General features: G+C 73.0%; 22 protein-coding genes. 5 read left to right on the top strand and 17 right to left on the bottom strand.

All coding sequences use genetic code 11. From position 1 onward, the window contains the following. Positions 1 to 124 precede the first annotated feature (124 nt). The 3 genes from ACH4UK_RS14945 to ACH4UK_RS14935 all read left to right on the top strand — a co-directional run bounded on the left by ACH4UK_RS14945 (position 125) and on the right by ACH4UK_RS14935 (position 3,985). Positions 125 to 754 carry a class F sortase gene (locus tag ACH4UK_RS14945; protein ID WP_398356462.1) on the top strand — a complete coding sequence of 210 codons (630 nt, stop codon included), beginning with the start codon at positions 125 to 127 and terminating at the stop codon, positions 752 to 754. A 137-nt stretch (positions 755 to 891) separates the two neighbouring features. Continuing rightward, positions 892 to 1,884 (top strand): sphingomyelin phosphodiesterase, encoded by a 993-nt coding sequence (sph, locus tag ACH4UK_RS14940; RefSeq protein WP_398356461.1) that lies wholly within the window; start codon positions 892 to 894, stop codon positions 1,882 to 1,884. 802 nt (positions 1,885 to 2,686) lie between these two features. Then, positions 2,687 to 3,985: a hypothetical protein gene (locus ACH4UK_RS14935; RefSeq protein ID WP_398356983.1), complete on the top strand. Its 1,299-nt coding sequence runs from the start codon at positions 2,687 to 2,689 to the stop codon at positions 3,983 to 3,985. Here ACH4UK_RS14935 and ACH4UK_RS14930 read toward each other — a convergent pair. Next, positions 3,900 to 6,053 carry a tetratricopeptide repeat protein gene (locus ACH4UK_RS14930; protein ID WP_398356460.1) on the bottom strand — a complete coding sequence of 718 codons (2,154 nt, stop codon included), beginning with the start codon at positions 6,051 to 6,053 and terminating at the stop codon, positions 3,900 to 3,902. The genes ACH4UK_RS14935 and ACH4UK_RS14930 overlap by 86 nt on opposite strands. A 199-nt stretch (positions 6,054 to 6,252) precedes the next feature. On the opposite strand from ACH4UK_RS14930, the gene ACH4UK_RS14925 reads away from it, so the two are divergent. Then, positions 6,253 to 7,053: an N-formylglutamate amidohydrolase gene (locus tag ACH4UK_RS14925; protein ID WP_398356459.1), complete on the top strand. Its 801-nt coding sequence runs from the start codon at positions 6,253 to 6,255 to the stop codon at positions 7,051 to 7,053. Between the two features lie 108 nt (positions 7,054 to 7,161). Here the strand turns inward: ACH4UK_RS14925 and ACH4UK_RS14920 are convergent, their stop codons facing one another. The 4 genes from ACH4UK_RS14920 to ACH4UK_RS14905 form a co-directional block, all read right to left on the bottom strand. Further along, positions 7,162 to 8,385 (bottom strand): VWA-like domain-containing protein, encoded by a 1,224-nt coding sequence (locus tag ACH4UK_RS14920; RefSeq protein ID WP_398356981.1) that lies wholly within the window; start codon positions 8,383 to 8,385, stop codon positions 7,162 to 7,164. 128 nt (positions 8,386 to 8,513) lie between these two features. Next, positions 8,514 to 9,770 carry an AAA family ATPase gene (locus ACH4UK_RS14915; RefSeq protein ID WP_398356458.1) on the bottom strand — a complete coding sequence of 419 codons (1,257 nt, stop codon included), beginning with the start codon at positions 9,768 to 9,770 and terminating at the stop codon, positions 8,514 to 8,516. Between the two features lie 164 nt (positions 9,771 to 9,934). Next, positions 9,935 to 11,401 (bottom strand): hypothetical protein, encoded by a 1,467-nt coding sequence (locus ACH4UK_RS14910; RefSeq protein WP_398356457.1) that lies wholly within the window; start codon positions 11,399 to 11,401, stop codon positions 9,935 to 9,937. A 163-nt stretch (positions 11,402 to 11,564) separates the two neighbouring features. Then, positions 11,565 to 11,954 carry a VOC family protein gene (locus tag ACH4UK_RS14905; protein ID WP_398356456.1) on the bottom strand — a complete coding sequence of 130 codons (390 nt, stop codon included), beginning with the start codon at positions 11,952 to 11,954 and terminating at the stop codon, positions 11,565 to 11,567. A gap of 108 nt (positions 11,955 to 12,062) precedes the next feature. Here ACH4UK_RS14905 and ACH4UK_RS14900 point away from each other — a divergent pair, with 108 nt between their 5' ends. Further along, positions 12,063 to 12,731 carry a TetR/AcrR family transcriptional regulator gene (locus ACH4UK_RS14900; protein WP_398356455.1) on the top strand — a complete coding sequence of 223 codons (669 nt, stop codon included), beginning with the start codon at positions 12,063 to 12,065 and terminating at the stop codon, positions 12,729 to 12,731. A gap of 85 nt (positions 12,732 to 12,816) precedes the next feature. On the opposite strand, the gene rbsD is transcribed toward ACH4UK_RS14900, so the two are convergent. From rbsD to ACH4UK_RS14840, 12 genes are all read right to left on the bottom strand, one after another. Then, positions 12,817 to 13,206 carry a D-ribose pyranase gene (gene rbsD / locus ACH4UK_RS14895; protein ID WP_398356454.1) on the bottom strand — a complete coding sequence of 130 codons (390 nt, stop codon included), beginning with the start codon at positions 13,204 to 13,206 and terminating at the stop codon, positions 12,817 to 12,819. Then, complete coding sequence (locus ACH4UK_RS14890) at positions 13,203 to 14,126, bottom strand: ribokinase (protein WP_398356453.1); 924 nt, start codon at positions 14,124 to 14,126, stop codon at positions 13,203 to 13,205. Before ACH4UK_RS14890 ends, rbsD begins: the two co-directional genes overlap by 4 nt. A 62-nt stretch (positions 14,127 to 14,188) precedes the next feature. After that, positions 14,189 to 16,147 carry a substrate-binding domain-containing protein gene (locus ACH4UK_RS14885; RefSeq protein WP_398356452.1) on the bottom strand — a complete coding sequence of 653 codons (1,959 nt, stop codon included), beginning with the start codon at positions 16,145 to 16,147 and terminating at the stop codon, positions 14,189 to 14,191. After that, positions 16,137 to 17,723 (bottom strand): sugar ABC transporter ATP-binding protein, encoded by a 1,587-nt coding sequence (locus ACH4UK_RS14880; protein WP_398356451.1) that lies wholly within the window; start codon positions 17,721 to 17,723, stop codon positions 16,137 to 16,139. Before ACH4UK_RS14880 ends, ACH4UK_RS14885 begins: the two co-directional genes overlap by 11 nt. Next, positions 17,720 to 18,736, bottom strand: coding sequence for a LacI family DNA-binding transcriptional regulator (locus tag ACH4UK_RS14875; protein WP_398356450.1), 1,017 nt, complete (start codon positions 18,734 to 18,736; stop codon positions 17,720 to 17,722). Before ACH4UK_RS14875 ends, ACH4UK_RS14880 begins: the two co-directional genes overlap by 4 nt. A 281-nt stretch (positions 18,737 to 19,017) precedes the next feature. After that, a complete protein-coding gene (locus ACH4UK_RS14870) occupies positions 19,018 to 20,175 on the bottom strand; it encodes an agmatine/peptidylarginine deiminase (protein WP_398356449.1) in 1,158 nt (385 codons plus the stop codon). A gap of 67 nt (positions 20,176 to 20,242) precedes the next feature. Beyond that, entirely contained in the window at positions 20,243 to 21,040 is a 798-nt protein-coding gene (locus ACH4UK_RS14865) for an ABC transporter ATP-binding protein (protein ID WP_398356448.1), read from the bottom strand. Then, a complete protein-coding gene (locus ACH4UK_RS14860) occupies positions 21,033 to 22,022 on the bottom strand; it encodes an ABC transporter ATP-binding protein (protein WP_398356447.1) in 990 nt (329 codons plus the stop codon). The genes ACH4UK_RS14865 and ACH4UK_RS14860 overlap by 8 nt, the downstream gene beginning before the upstream one ends. Continuing rightward, positions 22,019 to 22,879 carry an ABC transporter permease gene (locus ACH4UK_RS14855; protein WP_398356446.1) on the bottom strand — a complete coding sequence of 287 codons (861 nt, stop codon included), beginning with the start codon at positions 22,877 to 22,879 and terminating at the stop codon, positions 22,019 to 22,021. The genes ACH4UK_RS14860 and ACH4UK_RS14855 overlap by 4 nt, the downstream gene beginning before the upstream one ends. Next, entirely contained in the window at positions 22,876 to 23,835 is a 960-nt protein-coding gene (locus tag ACH4UK_RS14850) for an ABC transporter permease (RefSeq protein ID WP_398356445.1), read from the bottom strand. Before ACH4UK_RS14850 ends, ACH4UK_RS14855 begins: the two co-directional genes overlap by 4 nt. Next, positions 23,832 to 25,490, bottom strand: coding sequence for an ABC transporter substrate-binding protein (locus ACH4UK_RS14845; protein WP_398356444.1), 1,659 nt, complete (start codon positions 25,488 to 25,490; stop codon positions 23,832 to 23,834). Before ACH4UK_RS14845 ends, ACH4UK_RS14850 begins: the two co-directional genes overlap by 4 nt. A gap of 70 nt (positions 25,491 to 25,560) precedes the next feature. Continuing rightward, positions 25,561 to 26,589, bottom strand: coding sequence for an agmatine/peptidylarginine deiminase (locus tag ACH4UK_RS14840; RefSeq protein ID WP_398356443.1), 1,029 nt, complete (start codon positions 26,587 to 26,589; stop codon positions 25,561 to 25,563). Between the last annotated feature and the right edge of the window lie 18 nt (positions 26,590 to 26,607).

The raw sequence follows: 26,607 nt of genomic DNA, 5'->3' as shown, positions 1-26,607 counted from the left end.
CCGCTGACCGTGGCGCCGTCCCGCACCGGGGCGGCGCCACTCCCGCGCCACGCGCGCCACCGCGCCCCTCCCTTCCCCGTCCTGCCCCGTCCTGCCCTGCCCTGCCCTGATTCCGGAGTCCCCTGTGCCGTCCCGTACGCCCCACCGCTTCCGGCGGACCGCCGCCCTGTTGACCGCCGTCGCGGCCTGCGTCGCGCTGGCCGGCTGCTCGTCCGCCGAGCCCACCGGAGCCGCCGCGACCTCCTCCCCTTCGGCGCAGGGCGGGGCGGGCTCCACTGCGGCCGCGCCGCCCCGGACCGATGAGCCGGAACAGCCCGCTCCCACCCAGGTCTCGATCCCCTCGATCGGCGTGCAGAGCACGCTGATGGAGCTGGGGCTCAACGCGGACGGCACGGTCGAGGTCCCGCCCGCGGAGAAGGGCATGACGGCCGGCTGGTACAAAGGCGGGTCCGCGCCCGGCGCACCGGGACCTGCCGTGCTGATCGGCCACAACGACACCCGCTTCGGACGGGCCGTCTTCCACGACCTCAGGAAGATCCGCAAGGGCGCCGAGGTGCTGGTCCGCGACGGGGCGGGGAAGACCCTGCGCTTCACGGTCACGGGAAAGGAAGCGGTCAGCAAGAACGCGTTCCCCACCGAGAAGGTCTACGGTCCGACGAAGGACAGCACCCTGCGGCTCATCACCTGCGACGGGGAGTTCGACGCGGAGGGCCATCCGGTCGACAACCTCATCGTGTACGGGACCCTCGCCTGAGAGAACGGCGCCCCGGCCGGCAATCCGGATGGCAGCCGTCCGGACAGACTCGTGCCATCCGATGTCTACCCGTGGGTAACTGCCGCTGCTTTGATGGGGGCACCCAGTCCACCCCCCACTACACCGCAGGAGACCTCGTGCCGAACACCGCGCTCCGCCGTCTGACCGGCGTGGCCCTGTCCGCCACCCTCGCCGGCGTCACCCTGGCCGTGAGCTCGCCGCAGGCAACGGCCGCCGAGACCGCCGCCGATACCCCCTCGCTGCGGGTGCTCTCGTACAACGCGTTCCTCTTCAGCAAGACCCTCTACCCCAACTGGGGCCAGGACCACCGAGCGGCGGAGATCCCGAAGACCTCGTTCTTCCAGGGCAACGATGTCGTGGTGATCCAGGAGGCCTTCGACAACGGCGCCTCCGACGCGCTGCTGCGGAACGCCTCCGCCCAGTACCCGTACCAGACCCCGGTGGTCGGCCGGAGCAAGAGCGGCTGGGACGCGACGGGCGGTTCGTACGCGGCGGCGACCCCGGAGGACGGCGGCGTCACCATCCTGAGCAAGTGGCCGATCGTGCGCCAGGAGCAGTACGTCTACAAGGACGCCTGCGGCGCCGACTGGTGGTCGAACAAGGGCTTCGCGTACACGGTCCTGAACGTCAACGGCGCCCGGGTCCACGTCGTCGGCACCCATGCCCAGTCGACCGACCCCGGCTGCTCGGCGGGCGAGGCCGCGCAGATGCGCAGCCGGCAGTTCAAGCAGATGGACGCGTTCCTCGACGCGAAGAACATACCGGCCTCGGAACAGGTCGTCGTGGCGGGCGACTTCAACGTCGACGGGCACTCGGCCGAGTACGCGTCGTTCCTCTCCGACGCCGGCCTCACCGCACCGGAGAGCCGGACGGGCCACCCGTACTCCTTCGACACCCGCGACAACTCCATCGCCTCCGAGCGCTACCCCGACGACCCGCGCGAGGACCTGGACCACGTGCTGCACCGCGTGGGCCACGCGAAGCCGACGGGCTGGAAGAACGACGTGATCAAGGAGGAGAGCGCGCCGTGGACGGTCTCCAGCTGGGGCACGAGCTACACGTACACGAACCTCTCCGATCACTACCCGGTGATCGGCTCCGGCCAGTGACCGCACGCTGACCAGGCCGTCCCTTCCGGCTCCGCACCGGACGGGACGGCGACGTCCCCGGCCCTCTGCCGATATATCGTGGCCAGCGCTTGTGTCCGGGAGCGCGGGAGGGCCGGTATATGGACGAGGGGCAGGGCCCGTGGATACGGGTGCCGGTCGGGGACGACGCGGCGCGCTGGGCCACGCGGGTGCGGTGCCGTCGTGTGCTGCTCGTCGTGCACAACGTCACCTCGGCGACCCGGCTGCTCGACGTCCTGCCGCTGTTCCACGACGACCTCGGGGTGCAGCTGCTCGCCACCTGCACGGGTTCGTCGGCGTTCCGGTCGGGCGTCGCCGACCTGCTCGCGGACATGGGGGTGCCCGTGCTGCCGTGGGAGCAGGCCCTCGCGACGCCGGTGGATCTGGCGATCTCGGCCAGCTTCGGCGGTGAACTGGCCGACCTCCAGGGGAAATTGATCATACTTTCGCACGGTATTGGCTATACTAAGAGGCTGGCAGCACCGAGCACCGAGCACCGAGCACCGAGCACCGAGCACCGAGCACCGAGCACCGAGCACCGAGCACCGAGCACCGAGCACCTAGCACCGGATCGGGGCCGGGGGCCGGGCCGGATGTGGACGCGGTGTCCCGGGATGCTCCTCCCCCCGTCTTCGGGCTCGCTCCGGACTGGCTGCTCTCGGACGGCGTTCCCCTCGCCGACGCCCTCGTCCTCTCGCACCCCGAACAGTTCGACCGGCTGGCCGCCGCCTGCCCGGAGGCGCTGCCCACCGCCGTACTCGCGGGCGACCCCTGCTTCGACCGGATGCTGGCGGCCCGCCCCTACCGCGACCGGTTCCGCAGGGCGCTCGGTGTCGGGCGCGGCCAGCGTCTCGTGCTGCTCAACTCGACCTGGAGTCCGCAGTCGCTGCTGGGCGACGGAGGTGAGGACGGCGAGGGCGGCGGGTCCGGCGACGACGTACTGCCCGCACTGCTCCCCCGGCTCACATCGGAACTTCCCGCCGACGAGTACCGCATCGCCGCCGTCCTCCACCCCAACATCTGGCACGGTCACGGCCCCGGCCAGATCCGGGCCTGGCTGGACCGGGCCAGGCGCTGTGGCCTGGCGCTGATCGACCCGTTGGAGGACTGGCGGCAGGCGCTCGTCGCGGCCGACCTGGTCATCGGGGACCACGGTTCCGTCACCTATTACGCCGCCGCGCTCGGCACCCCCGTACTCCTCGGGGCCGCGCCCCTGGGGGGCCTCGACCCCGATGCCCCCATCGCCGGCTTCATCCGCACCGCGCCGGGACTCGACGCCCGGTCGCCGCTGCGCGGCCAGGTGGACGCGCTGGTCGAGAACCACACCCCGCAGGCGGGTCCGATGCGCTTCACCTCCTCGGTGCCCGGCGAGGCGGCGGTACGGCTGAGGCGCGTCTTCTACGAGCTGATGGCAGCCCCCGAGCCGCCGGGCCGGGCCCTGCTCGTACCCCTGCCGCTGCCCGCCCCGGAACCCGCCCCCCGGACGGCTCCCCTGCGTGTGCTGACGCGCTTGCACACCGGGGCGGAGGTCGCCGTGACCCGGTACGCCGATCCCGTCCGGGAGCCGGCGGGCGCGGGGGACGGCCATCTCGCCGTGCACGAGGACACCCGAGATCCGGGGCAACTCGGCCTGGCCGACGTCATTTTCCGGGCGGGCTCCCCGGACGACCCCCGGCTCGGCCCGCCCGGCCGGTGGACCGCCGAGGTGCTGGCCCGCCACCCGCACTGCGCGCTCGCGGCGTACGTCACGGGACCCTCGTCCTGCGTCGTGCGGACCCGCGACGGAGCTCTGCTCCGGCTCACCGCCGGAGCGGAGGCCGACGCGGACCCGGCGGCGTACGCGTCGGCGGTGCACGCCTGGCTCGCGGCGGGGAGGCCGAGGGCCGCGCTGATGGCGGACGGCCTGACCGTCCGCACGGGCAGCACCGCGCACCCCGTGGTGATCACGGCGGAGGCGGACGACACCGGGTCGAGCGGAACGCGGCAGGCCCCCCGCGCTACTCCCGCGGACCCGAGCACCGACCGCGCAAACGGCGCAGATGCTCCACGTGCTGGTCGGCGTTCTCCTCGGACAGGATCCTGATCGCCTCGTCGACGAGCGGCAGCGCGGCGGCGGGCTCCTCGCGGGCCAGCAGGACCTCGGCGAGATCCGTGAGGGCCCGAGCGGTGTTGTAGGCCTCGCCGTTCGCCCGGAAGGCGGCCAGCGCACGCTCCACCTGCGCCTGGGCCTCGTCCAGCCGCCCCAGCCCCCGCAGCGCGCGGCCCCGGTGGCGTTCCAGCAGGGCGCGCGCCCGGGGGACGTCCGCCGCGCCTTCGCCGTCGGGGCCGATGCCGCCGAGAACGGCGTACGCCTCCTCGAAGCAGTCGTGGGCGTCCTGGAAGCGCCACTGCCGCAGCCGCAGCAGGCCGAGGAACTCGACGGCGGAGGCCAGCCCGCGGGTGTGCCCGGCCGCCCGCTCGTCGCGCGCGGCCGCCGCCGCTTCCGCACCGGCCTCGTCCCAGAGCTGCAACTCACCCAGGGTATGAGCCAGTTGAGCGTGCAGTGCCCCTGCGGCCCGGCTGCCGGGGACCTGGTCGTCGGCGACCGCTGTCCCGATCCGCAGAGCCGGGAGCACCGCCTCGTGGTGGCCCGCCTTGAGCTGGAGCGGCCACAGGGCCCGGCAGAGCGTCAGCACCGTGTCCGGCTTTCCGAACTCCTCGGCGGTCGCGACGGCTTCGACGAGGTTGGGCAGTTCGACGGCGAGCCGCGCCACGGCGTCCCCCCGCCCCAGGCCGACGTCGCCCGGACCCTCGGCCAGGGCGTCCGGCACCCGCCAGCTCTCCGGGAGCGCGGCCCGCGCCGCCGTCACCGACAGCCGCAGGTAGTGGTCCACGGCCCGGGTCGTGGCGGCCGAGCAGCCGCCGATGCCCTCCTGGCGGTAGGCCGCTTCCGCCGCGTGGGCGCGGACGGACGGCCGGTAGCGGTAGCGGCCGTTGTCCGTGTGCTCCAGCAGCAGCACGTCGGTCAGCCCGCCGAGCAGCTCCTCGGCGGCGTCGGCGTCGATGCCCGCGACCCGTGCCGCCGCCTCCGCGTCGAAGGCGGGCCAGGGCCGTAGCCCCATGAGGCGGTACAGCCGGGCCGCGTCCGGCTGCAGCAGCCGGTAGGCGTCCTCCGCGGCCGTGCGCATGGGGTCGCTGTCGCTCACCGTGAGACCTCCCGTCGGTTCATGAGGGGGTGGCGGGGCCGCGGGGAGCGGCCCGGCGTCGAGGAGCCGGGGTGCGGCGGCGCGCAGGGCGTACGGCGAACCGCCGCAGCGTGCCAGCACGGCGGGCAGCGTCGCACGGGCCGAGCGCATGACCTCCTTGCCCACGATCTTCGTGAGCAGGCGCGCCGCGTCCCGGTCGCGGAGGGGCCCGACGGGCACCGGGAACGCGTCGAGACCCGGGAACGGACGCCGGGCGACGACCAGCGTGAGGACGGAGGGGGCGGAGGTGAGCAGCGGTGCGATCTGCGCGGCGGAGCGGGCGTGATCGAGGACGAGGAGCAGCTTGCGGTCCGCGACGATACGGCGGAAGGCATCGATGCGCTCCGCCTCCGAGGGTGGGATCTGCCCTTCGTGCAGGCCGAGTTGGCGCAGCAGTTCCCGCAGGGCGCTGCCGGCGGTGCGCCCGCTGCCCGCGCCGCGGCGGCCGAGGTCCACGTAGAGCTGCCCGTCCGGGAACAGGTGCTCCGCGCGCCAGCCCCAGTGCACGGCGAGGGCGCTGGTGCCCATGGAGTCGTCCCCGTGCAGAAGGGCGACCCGGGGGCGCCCGTCCGCCTTGCGGCCCGCCTCGCGGTCGAGCAGCTTCATCGCCGATTCGCGGTCGGTGAAGAAGCGTACGGAGGCGGGCAGCCGGGGCCGCCCGATCGTCGCCCCGGTGGTCTGCACGGTGCGGGCGAACGCGCTCCACGTCCGGGCGAGTTCGGGGTCGTCGCGCACGCTGTCGTGGATGATCCGCGCGACGGCGTCCCGGTCCTCGGGCCGGGTCGGTGCGACGACTTCCCGTCCGGCCATCCGCCGCACCAGCCCGCCGGCGGTTTCCCAGGCCCACTTGCCGGCCTCGCTCGCCACGCCCGATCCGACGGCGCCGAGGACCGCCGTGATGGCGGCCATCGATATGGGATCCAGCATGCGGTGCGCCCCCTGTTCCCGTCGGTTCGCCCGGTGCACCCCTCCCGGGCACCGTCGCGACCGACCACGAGGATCAACGGTAGCCGCTGGACCTGCACGGTGACGGGGCGCCAGAAGAACGGACAGGCCGCCCGGCACGGTCCGGGGCCGGTCCGGGATGCTGGTGCGGGAACGTACGAAGCACACCGAAGGAGTACCCGTGAGTGATCCGCAGCAGCCGTTCACCCTCATCCCGGGAGCTGTCGACTCACCGGTCCTCCTGCACGTACCGCACGGATCCCGCCACCTCCCCCAACAGGTGCGCGAGGGAATCACGTTGGACGATGCGGACCTGGAGCGCGAGCTCGACCACATCACCGACGCCCACACCGCCGAACTGGCCGCCGCAGCGGCGGCGGCCGCCCCGTCCGCCCCGTGGCGCTTCGTCAACCACCACTCCCGGCTGGTCGTCGACCCGGAGCGCTTCCCGGACGAGCGGGAGGAGATGCTCGCCGTCGGCATGGGCGCCGTCTACACCCGCACCACCCACCGCGAACAGCTCCGCCCACCGGGCACCGACCCCGGCCCTCTGCTGGAGGCGTACTTCCACCCGTACGCCGACGCGATGACGGCGGCGGTCGAGGCGCGGATCGCCGCCGCGGGCCGCGCGGTGATCATCGACGTCCACTCGTACCCGACCGCGCCCCTCCCCTACGAGCTCCACGGCACCGGCTCCCGCCCGCCCGTCTGCCTGGGCACCGACCCCTTCCACACCCCGCCGGAACTCCTCGCGGCGGCCGAGGCGGCGTTCGGCGGCCGCGTCGGTCATGACGGCATCGGGCGCGACACCCCGTTCGCCGGTACGTACGTCCCTCTTCGGCACTACGGAACGGACCGCCGGGTCACCGCCCTGATGATCGAGATCCGCCGCGACACCTATATGAGCGAGCCGGGCGGACCGGCGGGACCGGGGCTCGACGCACTGGCCGGGGCGCTCGCGGAGCTGGTGGGGCAGGTGTGATCCATCCGGCCGCCACGTCCGTACCTCCGTACGCCCGTACGCCCGTGAGATCGGGCCCATGTGCCGCATGCCGTGCGGGTGTTGCGGGCTCCGCAGCAGGCGCCTGAGTCAGCCGATCTCCACCACCCGCGCCCAGGCCGGCGGCCTGTCCGGAACGTAGTCGGGGTTGTCCTCGATGGAGGACCCGCTCCTGCGCTGCCGCGGGAACAGGCCGACGACCGTCCGGCACGCCGGTTGCGTCGCGGGCCACGGTGTCTGGCCGTCGGTCAGGATCACGATGGCGTCGGGGCGGGGATGGGACCGCAGCGCCTTGGCGAAGCCTGTCCGCAGATCCGTGCCGCCCCCTCCCACCAGCGGGATGCCCTCGGCCTGGCACAGCGGATGCACGACCCTGGTCGCCGCGTCGCACGCGAGGACGGTGACCAGGTCGCGGCGGCCGCCCACCGCACGGGAGATGGCGGCGACTTCCAGGAGGGCGCTGCCCAGTTCGGCGTCGCTGACCGAGCCGGAGGTGTCGATGACCACGGAGACCCGGGGCGGCCTGCGGCGCAGGCTCGGCAGGACGACGCCGGGCAGTCCGGCGGAGCGCCGCGAGGGGCGGCCGTAGGAGTAGTCCTCCCCCGCGCCGCCGCTCGAAGCCGCCGAGCGGACGGCGGCGCCCAGCAGATCCCGCCACGGCTGGGGAGGGTGGAACGCCTCCTCCGCCCACCGCTTCCACCCCTTCGAGGCGTTCCCCGGACGGCCGTTGATGCCCTGCGCCACCCGGAAGCGGACCGCGTCCTGCTCCTGGGCGCTGAGCCCGTCCGCCCCCTCGGGCCCCAGCTCCCATTCCCTGTCGAGCCCGTCGGCGCCGCTCCCGCAGTCGAGCCAGGCGAGGTCCTGGGTCCGGGGGCCGAGTCGGAACTGGCGCAAGTAGTCCTCCATCAGTTCGCCGGGCGGCAGCCGCAGTGTCGACGGATAGACCACGCCCTTCGGCCGGGCGAGGCCGTCGCCGTACACATCGTCGTTGATCTCGCAGTCCGCGGCGATGTTCATCCGCAGCCGGTCCCCCGGGCCGGTCAGCCCGCGCTGCCGGGCGACCCGGTCGCTGCGCCCGTGATGGTCGCGGAGCAGGTGCGAGACCTCGTGGACCCAGACCCCGGCCAGCTCCTCCACCGGGGTCCGGGCCACGAAGGCGGGCGAGACGTAGCACCGCCAGTACCGGTCGACGCCCATCGTCGGCACCCGCCACGACTCCACGGTGTGCAGGGCGAACAGGGCCGTCGCCAGATAGGGGCGGGCGCGGGCGGCCTGGAGGCGGGCGGCGAAGAGCTTGTCCCGGTCGAGCGCCATCGGCGCGGGCGAAGTCGCCTCCGTGGTCGGGTGTGGAGTCGCCTCCGGAGTCGCCTCTGGAGTCGCGGGTGAGGTCGTGCTGGGCCCGCCCGGAGGAGGCGGCGGCGGCGGCGGCGTAGCGTCCTCGGTCATCGGCCCGCCTTCGCCCCGACGCGGGCCACCCGGTCCGCCGCGCGGTCCGCCCGCTGGGACAGGGACACCACTCCGGCGAGATCCTCGATGGCCGCCGGTACGTCCCAGTCCTCCTGCCGCAGCGCGGCGAGCGTGGTCGCGGGGACGACCACCAGGTCCGGGGCTCCGGTCTCCAGCGCCCGGACGAGGAGCGCCCACGCGGCGTCCCAACGGGCCCGGTCCGGGCGGTTGCGGACCGCCGCGACGACGCCGTCGAGCGCTGCCTGCCGGAGATCTCCGCGCTCGGGCAGGACGGCGCCCGCCGGGTCGGCGAGCAGCAGCTCGGGGTCCGGAAGGTCCATCCGGTCCAGACTGGCCAGCAGCTCCAGCCCAGGGCCGTCCCCGACCGTGCCCCGGACCAGCAGGGACAGCACCTCCTTGGAGGATCCGGCGGCGGTCGCGAAGGCGATCAGGCACAGGGTCATGTCCCAGCTGCGCGGCGACGGCCACGGGCCGCCCCGACGGGTCTCCGTACTCGGCAGCCGGTGGACGAGGGTGGGACGGGCGGAGAGGAGCCCGCACACGGCGCGGCGGGCGAGGTCCACGGCGTCGGACAGCTTCTCGGGGTCGAGCTGCGGCAGGGTCGCACGCGGCCAGGTCCCGGCGAGTCCGCGGACGACGACCTCGTGGTCGTGGGCCCACTGGAGGTGGACGAAGCGGTTGGCCAGCGGGGGGCTCAGCTCCCAGCCGTCGGCCGCCGAGGAGCGCGGGTTGGCGGCAGCCACGATCCGTACACCGGGCGGGAGTTGGAGTGCGCCGATGCGCCGCTCCAGTACGAGGCGGAGCAGCGCGGCCTGCACGGCGGGCGGCGCGGTGGACAGTTCGTCGAGGAACAACAGCCCCCGCCCTGCGCGTACGAGACGAACGGCCCAGTCCGGCGGGGCCATCGGGACGCCCTGCTCGGCGGGGTCGTCCCCGACGATGGGCAGTCCGGAGAAGTCGGACGGCTCGTGCACGCTGGCGATGACCGTGGTGAGCGGCAGGTCCAGGGAGGCGGCGAGCTGGGTGAGGGCGGCGGTCTTGCCGATCCCGGGCTCGCCCCACAGGAGTACGGGCAGGTCGGCGGCGACCGCCAGCGTCAGCGCCTCCAGTTGGGTGTCGGGGCGCGGCTCGGTGGTGGTGTCCCGGAGCAGGGCCATCAGATCGCCGGCGACGGCGAGTTGGGCGTTGGGGGCGGAGTCCGTGGGCAGGGCGGACGGAGCGTTCGAGAGCATGGGTGATCACCTGAGGTATGTGAGAGGGCCAAGGGGCACGGGCGAGTGCCGGGAGGATGGCGCGTGGTTACGGGGAGGGTGATGGCGCGTGATGACGGGCGGGTGGTGGTGACGCGTGGTGACGGGCGGGGGGTGTGAGGGGCATCGCCCTCTCACCCGCCGGATCAGCGGACGGCGTTGCGGCGCTGTCGCGGAGCGCGGGCCATGGGGTGGTCGAGGGCCGGGCGGAAGTGGACGGGGCCGGGCCCGAACAGGTCGGCCCGGAACAGCCCATAGGTGATCCGCCGTCGCGCGGCGGCCTCCAGTTCGTCCCGCAGAGGGCCGTTGCGCAGCACCGCGTCGGGGCCGAGCAGGCCTTCGACGACGGCCAGCGCACCGGCGATGTCTCCGTGGTCGAGACGTTCACGGACGCCGGTCAGGCAGTCCGGCCGGCGGTGCGCCTCGTCGATGGCCTGGAGGCAGGGCAGCGGCGTGCCGGTCAGGGCGACCAGCAGCTCTTCGCGGCGGACCTCGGCCGGGTCGTGGTCCAGCGGAGCGAGGGCCCCGTCGACGAGTCCGATCCGGTGCCGCTCTCCCCGGCACGCCACGAGGCGTGGCTGTCCTGCCGGTTCGGCGGTCCGCGAGCGGGCCGGGGCGGGGTCCGCCGGCGGCAGCTCCGGCAGAAGGGCCCGAGCGACCAGCGGGTGCAGCTGACCGGCCTCGATCGAACCGGAACGGATCAGGTCGAGATCGGGCAGCACCCACGTCGCCGCGTCGGGCAGCACCGGTGACCTGGCGGCCGCACCCGGGTCCGTGGTCCCCGCCGCGATCCGCGCGACCGGCGTCCCCTGGTGGTTCTCGCCCGTATCCAGGCGCAGGAGGAGGCGATGCCGGCCACCCAACCGCACGCTCACCGTGCCGTCCGGCCCCCGGCCTTCGGCGCGGAGCAGGATCGCCGCCTCCGCCGCCCAACGGTCGACGGCACAGCGCCGGTCGGGCGGCACGGCGGACCACAGGTCCGGGTCGAAGGCCTCGGCGGCCCGGCCGGCCGGCCGGTCGTCGAGCCCGGAGCGGATCCGCAGCTCATCGGTCCTGCGCGCATCCCACAGGTGCCGGTGCAGATCGAGGCGGAAGCGGCGGCTCGGATGGGGGTGGGGATGAGGGTGGCCGCGGACGCCCGGCACGGCGTACGACCCGTGCCACAGCGTCAGGCTGATCCGCTGCCCGGCATCGGCCCAGGCCGGCGGGGTCCGGACGACCAGATACAGCGGGCCGGGGCGGTCGTGCTCCGGCAGGTCGTAGCGGGCCAGCGCGACGGTCAGCCCCGGGCGCAGCAGGCCGTGGGGGGCGATCCTCGGCAGGTGCCAGCGCAGCAGGTCGGGGGCCAGATGGCGAAGGTCCGCCCGGATGCGGGCGGCGACTTCCGGTCCGTGGGCACGTGCCACGGCGCGGAGTTGGAGGTCCACGTCGACGCCGGCTGCGGCGCATGCGCCGGACCAGTCGCCGGCCTGTCGGCGGGCGGTCGCCGTCTCGATCATGGTGGCCGGTACAGCGAACTCGCGTACACGCGGCCAGAAGGACAGAGAGGTGGATCCGGCGGAAACGGACGGGTGACTTGTGCGGGAATCCCGATTCGCGATGTGAGTGAGCATCAGCACTCACCTTGCGCGGACGGGTCCCCCAATCTGTTCATGGAGTGATTCATCGTGGAGAGCATAGCTCGCCGCGACGGGGATGCGCCAGGATTGTTCTCGCCCTCGAACTCGCCCTCCTGCTCTCCCTCCTGGACTTTCCCTTCATCTCACCGGAGTCGGGTCACCCCTCGGCAGGCGTGACCCACTCGACGAACTGGACGATCACGCCGTTGGGGTCGGTGACCTGGAAGAGGCGCTCCCCCCAGGGCTCTTCGCGCAGCGGCAGGGTGATCTCGACGCCCGCGGTGCGCAGCCGCTTCTCCTCGGCCTCCAGGCCGGTGAGCGTGAAGGCGAGGATGAGCCCGGAGGCGTGCCGGTCGCGCTGGTCGGCCGGCAGGACGTCGATGCCGCGGCGCAGCAGGACGATGTCGACGGCTGCGTCCTCGCGGGCGAGGGAGGCGAAGTCCTCGGTGGCCACCGCCTCCTGGTAGCCCAGGTGCTCGGTGAAGAACGCCCTGGACGCGGCGACGTCGTCGACGGTGAGGGAGACGGTGGAGGCGGTGATGTACACGGGGGCTCCTTGCCTGACGCGGCGGGATGATTTTTACGCTGGACGTAACTTTAGCCCGAGCGCACCTCGATGGTCAACAAATCATTACCACCGACGTAAACTTCTTTCATGAGCAACCACGCAGGCGATGCCGAGGCGGTGGGCCTCCGGGAGTCCAAGAAGCGGGAGACCCGCCAGCTGATCTCCGACCAGGCCACCCGGCTCTTCATGGAGCAGGGCTTCGAGCACACCACCATCGCGGAGATCGCCGAAGCGGCCCGGGTCGCCAAGAAGACGGTGACCAACTACTTCGCGCGCAAGGAGGACATGGCCCTCGACCATCAGGACGTGTTCGCCGCGAGCCTCGCGGACACCGTGGTCTCGCGGGCGTCCGGCGAGTGCGCCCTGATGGCGCTGCGTCGCGCCTTCCTCGCCTCCGTGGCCGCGCAGGATCCGGTCGCCGGGTTCGCCGGGCCGGAGTTCACGCGGATGATCGCGGACAGCCCCACCCTCACGGCCTGCCTGCGCGGGCTGCACGACCGTCGGGAGGAAGCCCTGGCCGAGGTGCTGGCCAGGGCGACGGGGGCCGGGGCGACGGGGCCGGGGGCCGGGGACATCACGCCGCGTACGGTGGCGGCCCTGCTCGGCGGGGTGCACCGCGTGCTCTTCGGCCGCATCCAGGAGCTGACCCTCGCCGGGCGGACCGACGCCGAGATCGCCGCGGTCCTGACGGAGGAGGCGGAGCGCTCCTTCGACCTGCTCGAACCCGCGCTCGGCGGCTATGCCGTGGCCGACTGAGCGGGCAGGGGAGAGACGGCGGAGGACGGGCCGCTCCCCCGGTGTCGGGGGCGACCCGTCCTCGTACGCTCGCCGTCCGTGCCGCTCAGAAGAAGACCCCGCACCGCAGCAGCACGTTCGCGTACGGCCGGGCCTCCCCGGTTCGTACGACCAGGCGGGCGGCCGGTGTGAGGGCCTTCAGATCGTCGTGCGGGACCAGTTCCAGCCAGGGGAAGTGGCCGTCCAGGAGCGCGGCGGCCTCCGGGTTGGCCTCGCGGATCTCCTCGGCGGCCGTCGCGCCCTCCACGGCCAGCTCGTCGAGCAGACCGTCCAGGACCTCGGCGAACGACGGGGTCCCGGCGCGGAAGGCCAGGTCGACGACGCGGGGGCCGGGTGGGATCGGCATGCCGGCGTCGCAGATCAGGACGCCGTCGCCGTGGCCGAGTTCGGCGATGGCGCCCGCCAGGTGGCGGTTGAGGATGCCCGACTTCTTCACAGCGCGTCGACCTCCTCCAGCGTCGGGAACGACTCCTGCGCCCCGCGCGCCGTGACCGCCGCCGCGCCCACCCTGACCGCGAAGGCAGCCGCCTCCCGCAGCTCGTCGCCACGGCCCAGCCGCCAGGCCAGGGCCGCCGTGAACGCGTCCCCGGCGCCGGTCGTGTCGACGGCCTCGACCTTCGGGCTGACCAGATGGTCCAGGGAGTCCGTGCGGCGGTCCGCCACCAGGGCCCCGGCGTCGCCCAGGGTGATCACGACCGAGCGCGGGCCGAGCGCGAGCAGCGCCGGGATCCAGTCGTGCGGGGTCTCCCCCGCGTCCCCGCCCAGGATGTACCGCGCCTCGTGCTCGTTGACCACCAGCGGATCGCAGGCGGCGAGCACCTCATCGGGGAGCGGGGCGGGCGGGGACGGGTTGAGGACGAGGCGGGTGTCCGGCCCCCGGCCGCGTACCGTCTCGGCCACCGTGTCCAGCGGAATCTCCAGCTGTACGGAGATGACCCGGGCGGCCGCCAGCAGCGGGGCCGCCGCCCGGACGTCCTCGGGCGTCAGGCGTCCGTTGGCCCCCGGCGAGACGACGATGCTGTTGTCGCCCGAGGGGTCGACGGTGATGAGCGCGACGCCCGTGGGGGCCCCGCCCACCAGGACGCCGTCCGTGTCCACGCCCGCCGCGCGCTGGGTCTCCAGCAGCAGGCGTCCGTGGTCGTCGTCGCCGATCCGGGCGAGCAGAGCCGTCCTGGCACCGAGGCGGGCGGCGGCCAGGGACTGGTTGGCGCCCTTGCCGCCCGGGTGGACGGCCAGGTCGGAGCCGAGGACCGTCTCGCCGGGCGCGGGGCGGCGCTCGACGCCGATCACCAGGTCGGCGTTGGCCGACCCGACGACCAGCAGGTCGTACCGGTCGTCGGGGGCGTTGTCGTACATGTGCGTGCTTCCTGCTTTCGTCGGTCCGGGGTCGACAGGCCGGTTCACGAACCGGGGGACGGTCAGGAGAAGTCGGCGACGTTCTCCCGGGTGACCACCTTGACCGGCACCTTCACCGTGCTCTCGACATCCTCGTCCTTCGCGGCCTTCACGGCGTTCTGAACGGCGATCTTCCCCAGTTCGGCGGGCTGTTGGGCCACCGACGCGTAGAGCGTGCCGGCCTCGACCGCCTTGAGGCCGTCCGGGGTTCCGTCGAAGCCGACGACCGAGACGGACTTCCCGGCCTTGCTGCCGAGCGCCTTGACCGCGCCGAGCGCCATCTCGTCGTTCTCGGCGAAGACGCCGGTGACGCCGGGATGCGACTGGATGAGGTTGGTCATGACGTCCAGGCCCTTGGTGCGGTCGAAGTCCGCGGGCTGTTTGGCGACCACCTTGATGTCCGGGTACGCCTTGAGCCCCTCGGCGAAGCCGGCCCCGCGCTCACGGCTGGCGGAGGTGCCCGCCGTGCCCTGGAGGATGACGATGCTGCCCTTGCGGCCGAGCTTGTCGGCCAGCGCGTCGGCGGCGAGCTTGCCGCCCGCCACGTTGTCCGAGGCGACGAGCGTGGCGGTGTCCGCCTTGTTGACGCCGCGGTCGGCGGCGACCACGGGGATATCCGCCTTGTTGGCGGTGCGGACGCCCGGTCCGACGGCGTCCGAGTCCACCGGGTTGACGATGATCGAGGAGACGCCCGAACTGGTGAAGTTCTGGAGCTGGTTGGCCTGCTGGGAGGCGTCGTTCTGGGCGTCGGTGACGGTGAGGTCGATGCCCGCCTTCCGGGCTTCCGCCTGCGCGCCTTCCTTCATCTGCACGAAGAAGGGGTTGTTGAGCGTGGAGAGGGACATGCCGACCTTCGTCGTGCCGCCGGAGGAACCGGAGTTGAAGAAGGAGACCCCGCCGACGACGACGGCCACGCAGAGGGCCGCGCCGCCCAGCTTGAGGGCGTTCCGCCGTCCGGAGCCGGGTGCGCCGGGCGCCGCGCCCGCCGAGGAGGCCGCTCCCGAACCGGCCTTGCGGCGCAGCGTGTCGAGCAGCACGGCCAGCGCGATGACGACGCCGATGACGACCTGCTGCCAGAACGCCGACACGGACAGGAGGTTGAGCCCGTTGCGGAGCACGGCGAGGATGAGCGCGCCGATCAGGGTGCCGGACGCCTTGCCGACGCCGCCGGCCAGGCTGGCGCCGCCGATGACGACGGCGGCGATGGCGTCGAGTTCGTACCCCTGGGCCGCCTGCGGCTGGGCGGAGACGAGGCGCGAGGCCAGGACGATGCCCGCGACGGCGGCGAAGAGACCCGACAGGGCGTAGATGACGATCTTCTGGCGCTTGACCCGGAGTCCGGAGAGCCGGGCCGCCTCCTCGTTGCCGCCGATCGCGTACATCGAGCGGCCGATGAACGTACGGCCGAGAATCAGCGCGGTGATCAGTCCCATCGCGATCATCACGAGGACCGGTACCGGCAGCCAGCCGCCGAGCGTGTCGCCGAGTCGCGAGACGGACTCGGGGAAGGCGATCGGGCTGCCCTGCGAGATGACGAGGGAGAGGCCCCGGGCGATCGAGAGCATCGCCAACGTCGCGATGAACGGCGGGAGTTTGCCGTACGAGACGAGAGCGCCGTTCACGAAGCCGCAGGCGATGCCCGTGGCGATCGCGAGGACCACCGCGAGGACCACGGGCACCCCGGCGGACGTCGCCGACCAGGCGAGGACCGTCGCGGAGAGTGCGGCCACCGAGCCGACGGACAGGTCGATGCCCGCCGAGACGATGACGAAGGTGACGCCGAAGGCGAGGATGGCGGTGACGGCCGCCTGGACGCCGACGTTCAGCAGGTTCTGGGTGGTGAGGAAGTCGCCGGAGAGCAGCGACATCGCCACCACCAGGACGACCAGGGCGCTCAGTGCGCCGTTGTCGAGCAGGACGCGGCGTATCACGGAGACTCCGCCGCCCGTTCCCGCGTCACTCTTGGCTGTCTCAGTGGCCACGGGGGCCCTCCTCTTCCTTCTTCGGGGCGGGTTGTTCGGTGGGGGCCGGGGACCGGGTGGCGGCCGGGGCGCCGACGGCGAGGGCCATCACCGCGTCCTGCGTGGCGTCGCCCGCGGGGAGTTCCCCGGCGATCCGGCCCTGGGCCATGACGAGCACCCGGTCGCTCATGCCGAGGACCTCCGGCAGATCGCTGGAGATCATCAGGACGGCGTGCCCGGAGGCGGTGAGCTCGTTGATGAGCTGGTAGATCTCGACCTTGGCGCCGACGTCGATGCCCCGGGTGGGTTCGTCGAGGATGAGCACCCGGGTGTCGGCCAGCAGCCACTTGCCGATGACGACCTTCTGCTGGTTGCCGCCGGACAGGGTGCGCACGTGCTGGCCGAGGCCGGACATGCGGACGCCGAGCTGCTGGGCGATCCGGGCGGCGGCCGTGCGCTGCCCCTTGAGGTCCACGAGCCCGGAGCGGGTCGCGGACCGCAGGGTGACCAGGCCCAGGTTCTCCTGCACGGAGGCGTCCAGGACCAGTCCCTGGCCCTTGCGGTCCTCCGGTACGAGGCCGATCCCGGCGCCCATCGCGGCGGGGACGTCGTGCCGGGCCAGCCGCTCGCCGCGTACGTCGACGGTGCCGGCGTCGTAGGGGTCGGCGCCGAACACGGCGCGCGCCACCTCCGTGCGCCCGGCCCCGACGAGACCGGCGAGGCCGACGACCTCACCGGCGTGCACGTCGAAGCTGACGTCGTGGAAGACGCCGTCGCGGGTCAGCCCGCGCACGGACAGCAACGCGTCGCCCGGGTCGGGGCGTTCGCGTGGGTACTGCTGCTCGATGCTGCGGCCGACCATGAGCTGGACGAGTTCGTCCTCGGAGGCCGACGCCGGGACCTGGCCGATGCTGCGGCCGTCGCGGAGGACGGTGACGCGGTCGCCGAGAGCGGCGATCTCCTCCAGGTGGTGGGTGATGAAGACGATCCCCACGCCGTCCTCACGCAGTTGGCGCACGATCGCGAAGAGCTTGTCGACCTCCTCGGAGGTGAGCACGGCGGTCGGCTCGTCCATGATCAGCACGCGGGCGTCCAGGCTGAGCGCCTTGGCGATCTCCACCATCTGGAGCCGGGCGATGCCCAGTTCACGGACCTTGGCTTCGGGGCGTACGTCCACGCCGACGCGGCGCAGCAGCTCCGCCGCGTCCGCCCGCATGCGCCGGTGGTCGATGAGCCCGAAGCGGCGCGGCTGGCGGCCCAGGAAGATGTTCTCGGCGACGGTGAGGTCGGGTACGAGGTTGAACTCCTGGTAGATGGTGGCGATGCCGAGCCGTTCGGCGTCCTGCGCGTTGTCGATGCGCACCTCGCGGCCCTCGGCCAGGATGCGGCCGCGGTCGGGCCGGTAGGCGCCGGAGAGCATCTTGATGAGCGTGCTCTTGCCCGCGCCGTTCTCGCCGAGCAGGACATGGACCTCGCCTCCGCGGAGGTCGAAGTCGACGTTGTCGAGCGCCACCACGCCGGGGAAGGTCTTGCGCAGACCCTCGATGCGCAGCAACGCCTCTGGTGCGGGCACCAGTTTCCTCTCCGGTGCGCTCACCGGTCGCTCCTCTGGTTCGTTGCGGCCCCGCCGCACGAGCGGCGTACGACGAGGCGGGCGGGCAGGGTGACGGACTGCGGGGTCCGTCCTTCGATGCGGTCGACCAGCGCGCGCACGGCGGCCCGTGCCAGGTCCGCGGTCGGCTGGGCGATGGCGGTGATCGGCGGGTCCGTGTGGACGAACCACGGGATGTCGTCGAAGGCGGCCAGCGCGATGTCGTCGGGAACCCGCAGCCCGCGGGCCCGGATGGCGTCCAGCGCGCCGAGCGCCATCAGGTTGTCGGCGGCGAACACGACCTCGGGCGGGTCGGGCAGGGCCAGAAAGCCTTCGGTGACCCGGCGGCCGCTGGCGGCCTGGAAGTCGCCCTGGCCGATATAGGCCGCGGGCAGCGCGAGACCGAGGTCCCGCAGCGCGTCCCGGAAGGCCTCGACGCGCTCGTTTCCGGTGGTGGTGGCGGCGGGCCCGGCGATGATGGCGAGCCTGCGGTGTCCGAGTCCGTGCAGATGCGCGACGAGATCCCTGATCGCGCCCGTGCCGTCGGCCCGGACGACGGGGACGTCGATGCCGGGGATCCAGCGGTCGACGAAGACCATCGGGGTGCCGCTCAGGGCGACGTCCCGCATCAGCGGGGAGCCGCCGTCGGCGGGCGAGACGAGGAGCCCGTCGATCCTGCGGTCGATGAGCGTGCGGATGTGATGGTCCTGGAGCTCGGGCCGCTCGTCGGCGTTGCCGATGATGACGCTGTAGCCGAGTGCGCGGGCCTCCTCCTCGACGAAGCGGGCCAGCTCGGTGAAGTAGGGGTTGAGCACGTCGCTGATGACCAGGCCGAGGGTGCGGGTCTGCGCGGTGCGCAGCGAGCGGGCCACCGCGTTGGGCCGGTAGCCGAGGGCCTCGACGGCGGCGAGGACGCGGGTGCGCGCCTCTTCGCTGACGGACGGATGGCTGTTCAGGACGCGCGAGACCGTCGCGACGGACACGCCCGCCTCGGCCGCGACATCTTTGATGCCCGCCATGTCCGGACCACCTCCTTGTGGTTTCCGTACACCTCGATACCCGGGGGCGGCCGGTGCAGGACCGGTGGCGCGACGCCATGGAATCGATTACACGGATGATTGGAATCGATTACACGACGGAAAGCAATACCCCCTCCCGCGTCCGAGACCGGATCGTGACGGGAGGGGTGAACGGCTACGGAGCGCTGCGCATGACTACGGAGGGCTATCGGTGAGGTGGGGGCTGGGGCGGCGCGGGCCGGGTCCGCGCCGCCCCCTACCGGGCCTTCACCCGGCTCGGGCTACGCCGCGGGCTGCTGCTGGGTGACGCAGTGGATACCGCCGCCTCCCGTGCCGAGGCGGTCGATGTCGAGCTGCTCGACAGTGCGGTCGGGGTAGAGCCGGGCCAGTACGGCCTTGGCCGCCGCATCCGCGCGGGAGTCGCCGAAGTGGCCGCAGATGACGGCGTCGTTGCACAGGTAGTAGTTCGCGTACGAGGCGAGGAAGTCCGGGTCGGTGGAGCGGATCCTGTCGTAGTCCGGGCCCTGGAGTCGTGTCACGTCCATCGGACCGCCCCCGGCGGTCGTCGACCCGGTGAGGATGCGGTGCTGCTGTCGGGCGTCCTCGGCGTAGGCGTCGTTGTCGCTCGACAGCGGCATCTGGACGAGGGCCTCGCCCGGGGCGAGGAAGCGTGATGTGGCGTCGACGTGGTCGTCGGTGATGTCCTGCCCGTAGACGCCGTCGAACCAGATGACCTTGGACGCGCCGTACGCCGCGCACATCTCGGCCGTCAGCGTCCGCTCGGACATTCCGGGGTTGCGGTTGCGGTTGAGCAGGCTGCTGCGGGTCGCCATCAGGGTTCCCGCGCCGTCCTGTTCGATGGCGCCGCCCTCACCGACGAACTCGGCGTAGGTGAACGGTGCGCCGGTGTACGCGGCGATCCGCTCGGCGACCAGCGCGTCCTTGGCGTGCGCCTGCTTGTCGCCCCAGCCGTTGAAGTTGAGGCCCACCGCGTCGAGGCCGCCGGCTCCGTCGGTGCGGAACACCGGGCCGGTGTCCCGCATCCAGCAGTCGTCGACGGGGATGGAGCTGATGACGGTGACCGATGTGCCGCACTGGGAGCGCGCCTTGGCCGCGCTCGCCGAGTTGGCCAGCATGATGACCGGCTCGTACCGGGCGATCGTCCGGGCGATCAGCGCGATGTCGGCCTGGATGCCGGCGAGCGTTCCCCGGCCCCAGATCGCGGTGCTGTCGGGCCAGGCCATCCAGGTGCGGGTGTGGCGGACGTCCTCGACGGGGACGCGGTAGGCGCCGGCGGCGGGCCGCCGGACGGGCGCGGCGCCCGCGCTGCCCTGGACGGCGGCCAGGGCGGCGCCCGCGGCGGTCAGCCCGGCGGCCGCCAGGAACCGGCGCCTGCTGGACCCGGGGGCCGAAGGTGTGCGGGGGGTGCTGTCGCTCATGTGATGCCTCCTGTTGTCTGCCCGCGAAGGGGTACGGGCCTTACGGGGAGCGCTCGGTGACGGGGTGTCACAGAGCCTGCCGGGCGGCGGCGATCCGCTCCGGGTCCCAGCCGGGGTGCGGCACGGAGTCCAGGAGCAGTCGGGTGTAGGGGTGTCGGGGTGCGGCGAGGACGTCGGTGGTGGCGCCGGCCTCGACGATCCGGCCGTGCCGCATGACGATGACGTCGTCGGTGACGCAGCGCACGACGCCGAGGTCGTGGGTGATGAAGAGGTAGCCGACGGCCGTCTGTTCGCGGATGTCGGCGAGCAGGTTGAGGATCTGCGCCTGGACGGACACGTCGAGGGCTGCGACCGCCTCGTCCAGGACCAGGACGGCCGGCTCGACGGCGAGGGCGCGGGCGATCGCGACGCGCTGGCGCTGGCCGCCGGAGAGTTGTCCGGGCCTCGCGTCGGCGGCCCGGGTGGCGAGGCCCACCTGGTCGAGGAGTTCGCGCACCCGGCGGGGGTGGTCGCGGTCGGGGAAGTGCAGGCGCAGGGTCTCGTGCAGCGCCGAGGCGACGGACGTTCGCGGATCGAGGGAGAGGTAGGGGTCCTGGAAGACCATCTGCACCTCGCGGGCGCGGGCGAGCCGCCGGGCCCGTCCGCGTACGGTCGCGGGGCGGTTCCTTCCGCCCACCACGACCTCGCCGGAGTCGGCCCGTTCGAGGCCCACGACGATCCGGGCGGTGGTGGTCTTCCCGGAGCCGGATTCGCCGACGATGCCGAGGGATCCGCCTTTCGGCAGGGTGAAGGACACCGCGTCCACGGCGTGTACGGATCCGTAGGCGCGCGTCAGGTTCACGGCCTGGAGGGCAGGGTCAGGCATCGGCCGGGGTGCTCCTTCCGAGACGGTCGCTGTGGTGGCAGGCGGCCCGCTGTCCGGGCCGGCCCGGGACCGGCCGGGGCTCCGGGTCGCGCTGGTCGCAGACCTCCGTGGCCAGCGGGCAGCGGGGGGCGAAGAGGCAGCCGGTCAGCTCCGTGCGCAGGTCGGGTGGCAGGCCCTCGATGGCCGGGAGCCGTCCGGAGGGCGCGTCGAGGCGGGGGGTGGAGGCGAGCAGCGCCGCGGTGTAGGGGTGGCGGGGGCGGGCGAACAGGTCGTGTGCGGGGCCGCTCTCGACGATCCGCCCGGCGTACATGACGCAGACGCGGTCGCTGAGTGCGGCGGCCAGGTCGAGGTCGTGCGTCACGAAGAGCAGACCCGTGCCGAATCGCTCCTGGAGCCGGCCGAGGAGGGCGACGACCTCGGCCTGGGTGGTGACGTCGAGTGCCGTGGTCGGCTCGTCCGCGAGCAGCAGGGAGGGGGCTCCCATCAGGGCCCCGGCGATCATGACGCGTTGGAGCATGCCGCCGGAGACCTGGCCCGGGTACTTGCCGGGGACGGAGTCGTCGACGCCCACCGCCCGAAGGAGTTCGGTGGCGCGGGCGGCCGCGTCGGCCTTGCTCATCGCCCCGGTCAGGACGACGCCTTCGGTGAGGAAGTCGCCGATGCGGCGCAGCGGGTTGATGGCCGCCCTGGGGTCCTGGAAGATCATCGCGGCGGTGCGGGTGCGCAGGGCGCGGACCCGCTCGGCGCTCATGGTGAGGACGTCGTCGCCCGCGACGGCGACCGTGCCCCCGGTGACCGCCCCGGGCGGCAGCAGCCGCAGGGCGCTGCGCGAGGTGAGGGTCTTCCCGGAACCCGACTCGCCGACGAGCGCGACGGTCTCGCCCTCGGCGACGGTCAGGTCGACCCCGTCCAGAACGGGTCGCGCGGTGTCGGGGAGCGTGATCCGCAGCCCTTGGATGTCGAGTGCGTACGTCGTTCTCATGGGGTCCTCCTGGCGACCCGGTCGGCCCAGCGCTCGCCGACCACGTTGAAGGCGACGACGGTCAGCACGATCAGGACGCACGGCAGGACCGCGGACAGCGGGTAGCCGTGCTGGATGGCCGTCTGGCCGTCGAAGACCATGCGGCCCCAGTCGGGGGTGAGCGGAGGAACGCCCAGTCCGAGGAAGGAGAGACCGGCCAGGTCCATCAGCGCGTAGCCGAAGTTGATGGTGGCCTGGGCGAGGACGACCGGGGCGATGTTGGGCAGGATGTGGCGTACGCAGATGGAGAGCGGGGAGTGGCCCTGCACCCGGTAGGCGCTGACGTAGGGACGCATCCGTTCGGCCAGGACGAGGGTCCGGGTGAGTCGGCTCACGTAGGGCAGGTAGGCCACCGCGAGAGCGATGACGGGGGCGAGCAGGCCCTCCCCGTGGACGGAGATGACGAGGATCGCCAGCAGCATGCCGGGGAACGCGAAGACGAGTTCCGTACTGCGCGAGAGCACGGAGTCGAGCCAGCCGCCCCGCCAGGCCGCGGCCGTGCCGACGGCGACACCGAGCAGGGTGGAGAAGGCGACGACGCCGAGCGGGCCCAGCAGGGAGGCACGGGCTCCGAGCAGCAGTCGGGAGAGGGTGTCCCGGCCGGCCGCGTCGGCGCCCAGGGGGTGGTCAGCGGTGGTACCGGCGAGGGCGTCGCCGAGGTCGACCGCGTTCGGGTCGTAGGGGGCCAGCCAGGGGGCGAGGAGTGCGCAGAGGACGACGAGAGCGACGAGGGCCAGGCAGAACGCGTAGAGGGGCGCTCCGGCCGAACGGGACCTGATCCGGGAGAGACCGGGTCTGCGGGTGAGGACGGCCGTCATGCGGCGGCCCCCCGCGTGCCGAGGGCGATCCGTGGGTCGACCACCGGGAGGAGCAGGTCGACGAGGAGGTTCACCGCCATGAACAGGGCCACGATGATCAGGGAGATGGCCTGCACGGTCGGGAAGTCCTTGGTGCTGGTGGCGAGTTCGAGGAGCTGGCCGATGCCTCCGACGCCGAACGCGGTCTCCACGAGGATCGTGCAGACGAGCAGCGTGGAGACGATCAGGCCGCCGGTGGTCAGCACGGCGCCCAGGGCGTTGCGCAGCACATGACGGCGGATCACGTGCCGTTCGGGTACGCCGCGGCTGCGGGCGACGGTGACGTGCTCGCCGCCGAAGGCTTCGAGCATGGCGGAGCGGGTGACGCGGGCGAGCATGCCGATCAGGTAGAGGGCGAGAGCGACGGCCGGGAGGGTGAGATGCCACAGGGTGTCGAGGAGGCCGTCGCCGGAGCCGCTGCTGGGGAACCAGCCGAGCTTGACGGCGAACAGCCCCTGCAGCAGGACGGCCGCGACGAACGAGGGCGTGCCCACGGCGACGGTGGTGCTGATCAGCACGGCCGTGTCGGTGGCGCCGCCGCGCACGGCCGCGATCCGGCCGAGGAACAGCCCCAGGGCGACGACCACGGTCAGCGCCATGGCGATCAGCAGCAGGGTGGTGGGCAGGCGGTCCGCGAGGAGGCCGGAGACGTCCGTGCGGTAGGTGAAGGAGCGCCCGAAGTCGCCCTGCGCCATGTCGCCGAGCCAGCGGAGGTAGCGGACGGCGAAGGGGGCGTCCAGGTGGTACTGGGCGTTGATCGCGGCGACGGCGTCGGGAGAGGCGGACCGGCCGGTGAGCAGGAAACTGGCCGGCGAGCCGGGGGCCAGGTACATGGCGCCGAACACGACGAACGAGGCGACGAGGAGCGTGGCGGCCATCTCCGCCACGCGCCGCGCGGCGAATCTCAGGAGGTTCACGGGGCGGCCCCCACGTCGGCGGCCCACGGGTAGTAGAGGTACGCGATGGTGGTGGGGGCGCCGGTGATCCTCCTGTTGAGGAACACGGAGGTCGGCCACTCGGCGACCGGGATCCACAACAGGCGCTCGGCGGCGTGCTGTTGGAGCTTCGCCACGATCCCGGCGCGCCGCCCGGGGTCGTATTCCGCGGTGGCCCGCGCGACGCCTTCGTCGAACTTCTTGTCGCTGTGTCCGGCGAAGTTGAGGTACGCGCCGGTCTTGAAGTTGGCCAGCAGGTCCAGCGGATCGGTGATGGAGTTGTAGTAGGTGAGCGGGAACATGTCGATGCCCTCGCGCGCGCCGGGGTCGGTGAACAGGGCGGTGAAGGCGTTGGGGGCGATCGACTTGAGCCGGATGTCGAGCCCGATCTGTGTGCCCGCCGCCTGGACCGCGGTGGCCAGGAGGGAGACGTCCTGGCCGATGGAGCTGGTCGCCACGGTGAGCTTCGCGCCGGTGGCACCGGCCTCCTCGATCAGCTCTCTGGCCCGGTCGAGGTCCGCCTCGGCCGGCGGCAGCCCGTCGAAGGCGGCCTTCCGCGTGGCCTGGGGCGTGCCGGCCCAGGCGGCGCGCGTGGTGAGCGATCCGGTGGGGTTGCCCGCGCCCCCCAGCCCGGCCTTCACGAACCCGGTCCGGTCCAGCGCCAGGGAGAGCGCCCGGCGCACGCGCAGGTCGCCGAGCGGCCCTTTCAGGTTGGTGATGCTGACGTTGACCGTGCTGAGGCCCTCGCCGAAGTAGAGGGTGCCCGCGCCGCTCCCCCGCAGGCGGGCGTAGCTCTCGGTGGGAATCAGGTAGCCGCCGTCGACCTCGCCACTGAGCAGGGCGTTGGTCCGGGCGGACGGGTCGGTCAGGAAGCGGAACACGACCGCGGCCGCCTTCGGCCTGGCGCCCCGGTAGTCCTCGAACCTCTCCAGTTCGAGGGCCTGGCCCTTGTGCCAGGCGCGGAGCCGGTACGGCCCGGTGCAGGCGAGGCCCCCGGTGGTGCCGTAGTCCCGCCCCGCCTTCTCGACGCCCGCCCGGGAGGCCACGACGCCCGCGGCGGTCGCCATGTACTGCGGGAACTGGGAATCAGGCCGCTTCAGCTCCACCGTGACCTGGAGCGGACCGGTCCGGGTGACGGCGGTGACGTTCTGGAACATCTGGGCCCAGGCCGCGGCGTTGTCCGGGTCGCGCTGCCGTTGGAGGCTGAAGACCACGTCGTCGGCGGACATGGTGCGGCCGTCATGGAAGCGGACGCCTTCGCGGAGGTCGTAGACCCAGGTGGTCGGGTCGGGGTTCGTGGCCCTGCGGGCCAGGCCCGGCTCGACGGTGAGGCCCGGGGTCCAGCGCATCAGGCTCTCGCAGACGTTGGACAGGATCGTGTTCTGCGGGTAGTCGAAGGCGACCGTGTAGTCCAGCGTCGGCGGTTCCGCGTACACGGCCCAGGAGAACGAGTCGATCGCTCCGGCGGCCCGGGGGGTGCCGGCCGACAGGGCGAAGGAGCCGGCGGAACCCGCTCCGCCGTTCGGCGGTCCGGCGCAGGCCGCCAGCACCGCGAGGCCGGCCAGTGCGCCCGTCATCGCGGTGTACCGGCCGCACGGGCGGCGTCCGCCGGTGCGGGGCCGGGGTGGCTTGGTCATCGTGGCTCTCTTTCCGTGCGGCACGGCGGAGGGACGGGGCGCCCGACCGCCGGCCGGATGGTGGACGGGGTCATGCCGGGCGCGGCGCGGCGGGGATCTGCTGGGTGATGCAGTGGACGCCGCCACCGCCGTACGCGATCGCCGGAGCCCGTACGCCGACGACCTTGCGGCCGGGATAGGCGGTGGCGATGGTCCGCAGGGCGGCCTCGTCCTGCGGTGCGCCGGCCACGGGGACGACGACGCCGCCGTTGGCGACGTAGAAGTTCAGGTACGACACCTCGACCTCGCCGCCGGCGATGCCGGTGAAGGAGGTCTGCGGGATGTCGATGATCTCCAGCGGCCGCCCCTGGGCATCGCTCGCGACCTCCAGCACGGCCCGGTTGGCGCGCATGCGGGCGTAGTCGGGATGCGTGGGGTCCTCGGGAAGCGAGACGACGACCGTGCCGGGCGCCGCGAAGGCGCAGACGCCGTCGACATGGCCGTCGGTCTCGGTGTCGAGCAGTCCCCCGTACGGAAGCCAGATCACCTGGGTGACGCCGAGCCGGGCCTTCAGCTCGGCCTCGATGTCCTCCCGGCGCAGGCCGGGGTTCCTGTTCGGGTGGAGCAGGCACTGTTCGGTGGTGATCAGCGTGCCCTCTCCGTCCACGGTGATCGCCCCGCCTTCGAGGACCATGTCGGAGTGGATGCGCTCGACCGCCAAGTGCTCGAGCAGCAGGCCGCTGACGCGGTCGTCGGAGTCGAAGGGCGCGTGCTTGCCTCCCCAGGCGTTGAACCGGAAGTCGACGCCCGCGCGGCGGCCGCTTCCGTCGAGGACGAAGAGCGGGGCGCTGTCGCGGAACCACGAGTCGTCGAGGGGCAGTTCGATGACGCTGACGTCACCACCGCACCAGGCGCGGGCGTCCTCGCCGCTGCCGGGGGGAGCGACCATGGTGACGGGCTCGAACTCGGCGATCGCACGGGCGACTTCGGCGTACTCGCCCTTCGCCGGGGTAAGGACCTCGCCCCACAGGTCGGCCCGGGTGGGCCAGGCCATCAGGCACCCCTGGTGCTCGGACCACTCGGCGGGCATACGGAACGACGAGGCCATGACGGAACTCATTTCTGTCGTGCTCAACAT

The sequence above is a fragment of the Streptomyces sp. NPDC020884 genome (assembly GCF_044333935.1).
In the GTDB taxonomy this organism is placed as follows: domain Bacteria; phylum Actinomycetota; class Actinomycetes; order Streptomycetales; family Streptomycetaceae; genus Streptomyces.
This window is presented reverse-complemented; position numbering and strand designations above follow the sequence as displayed.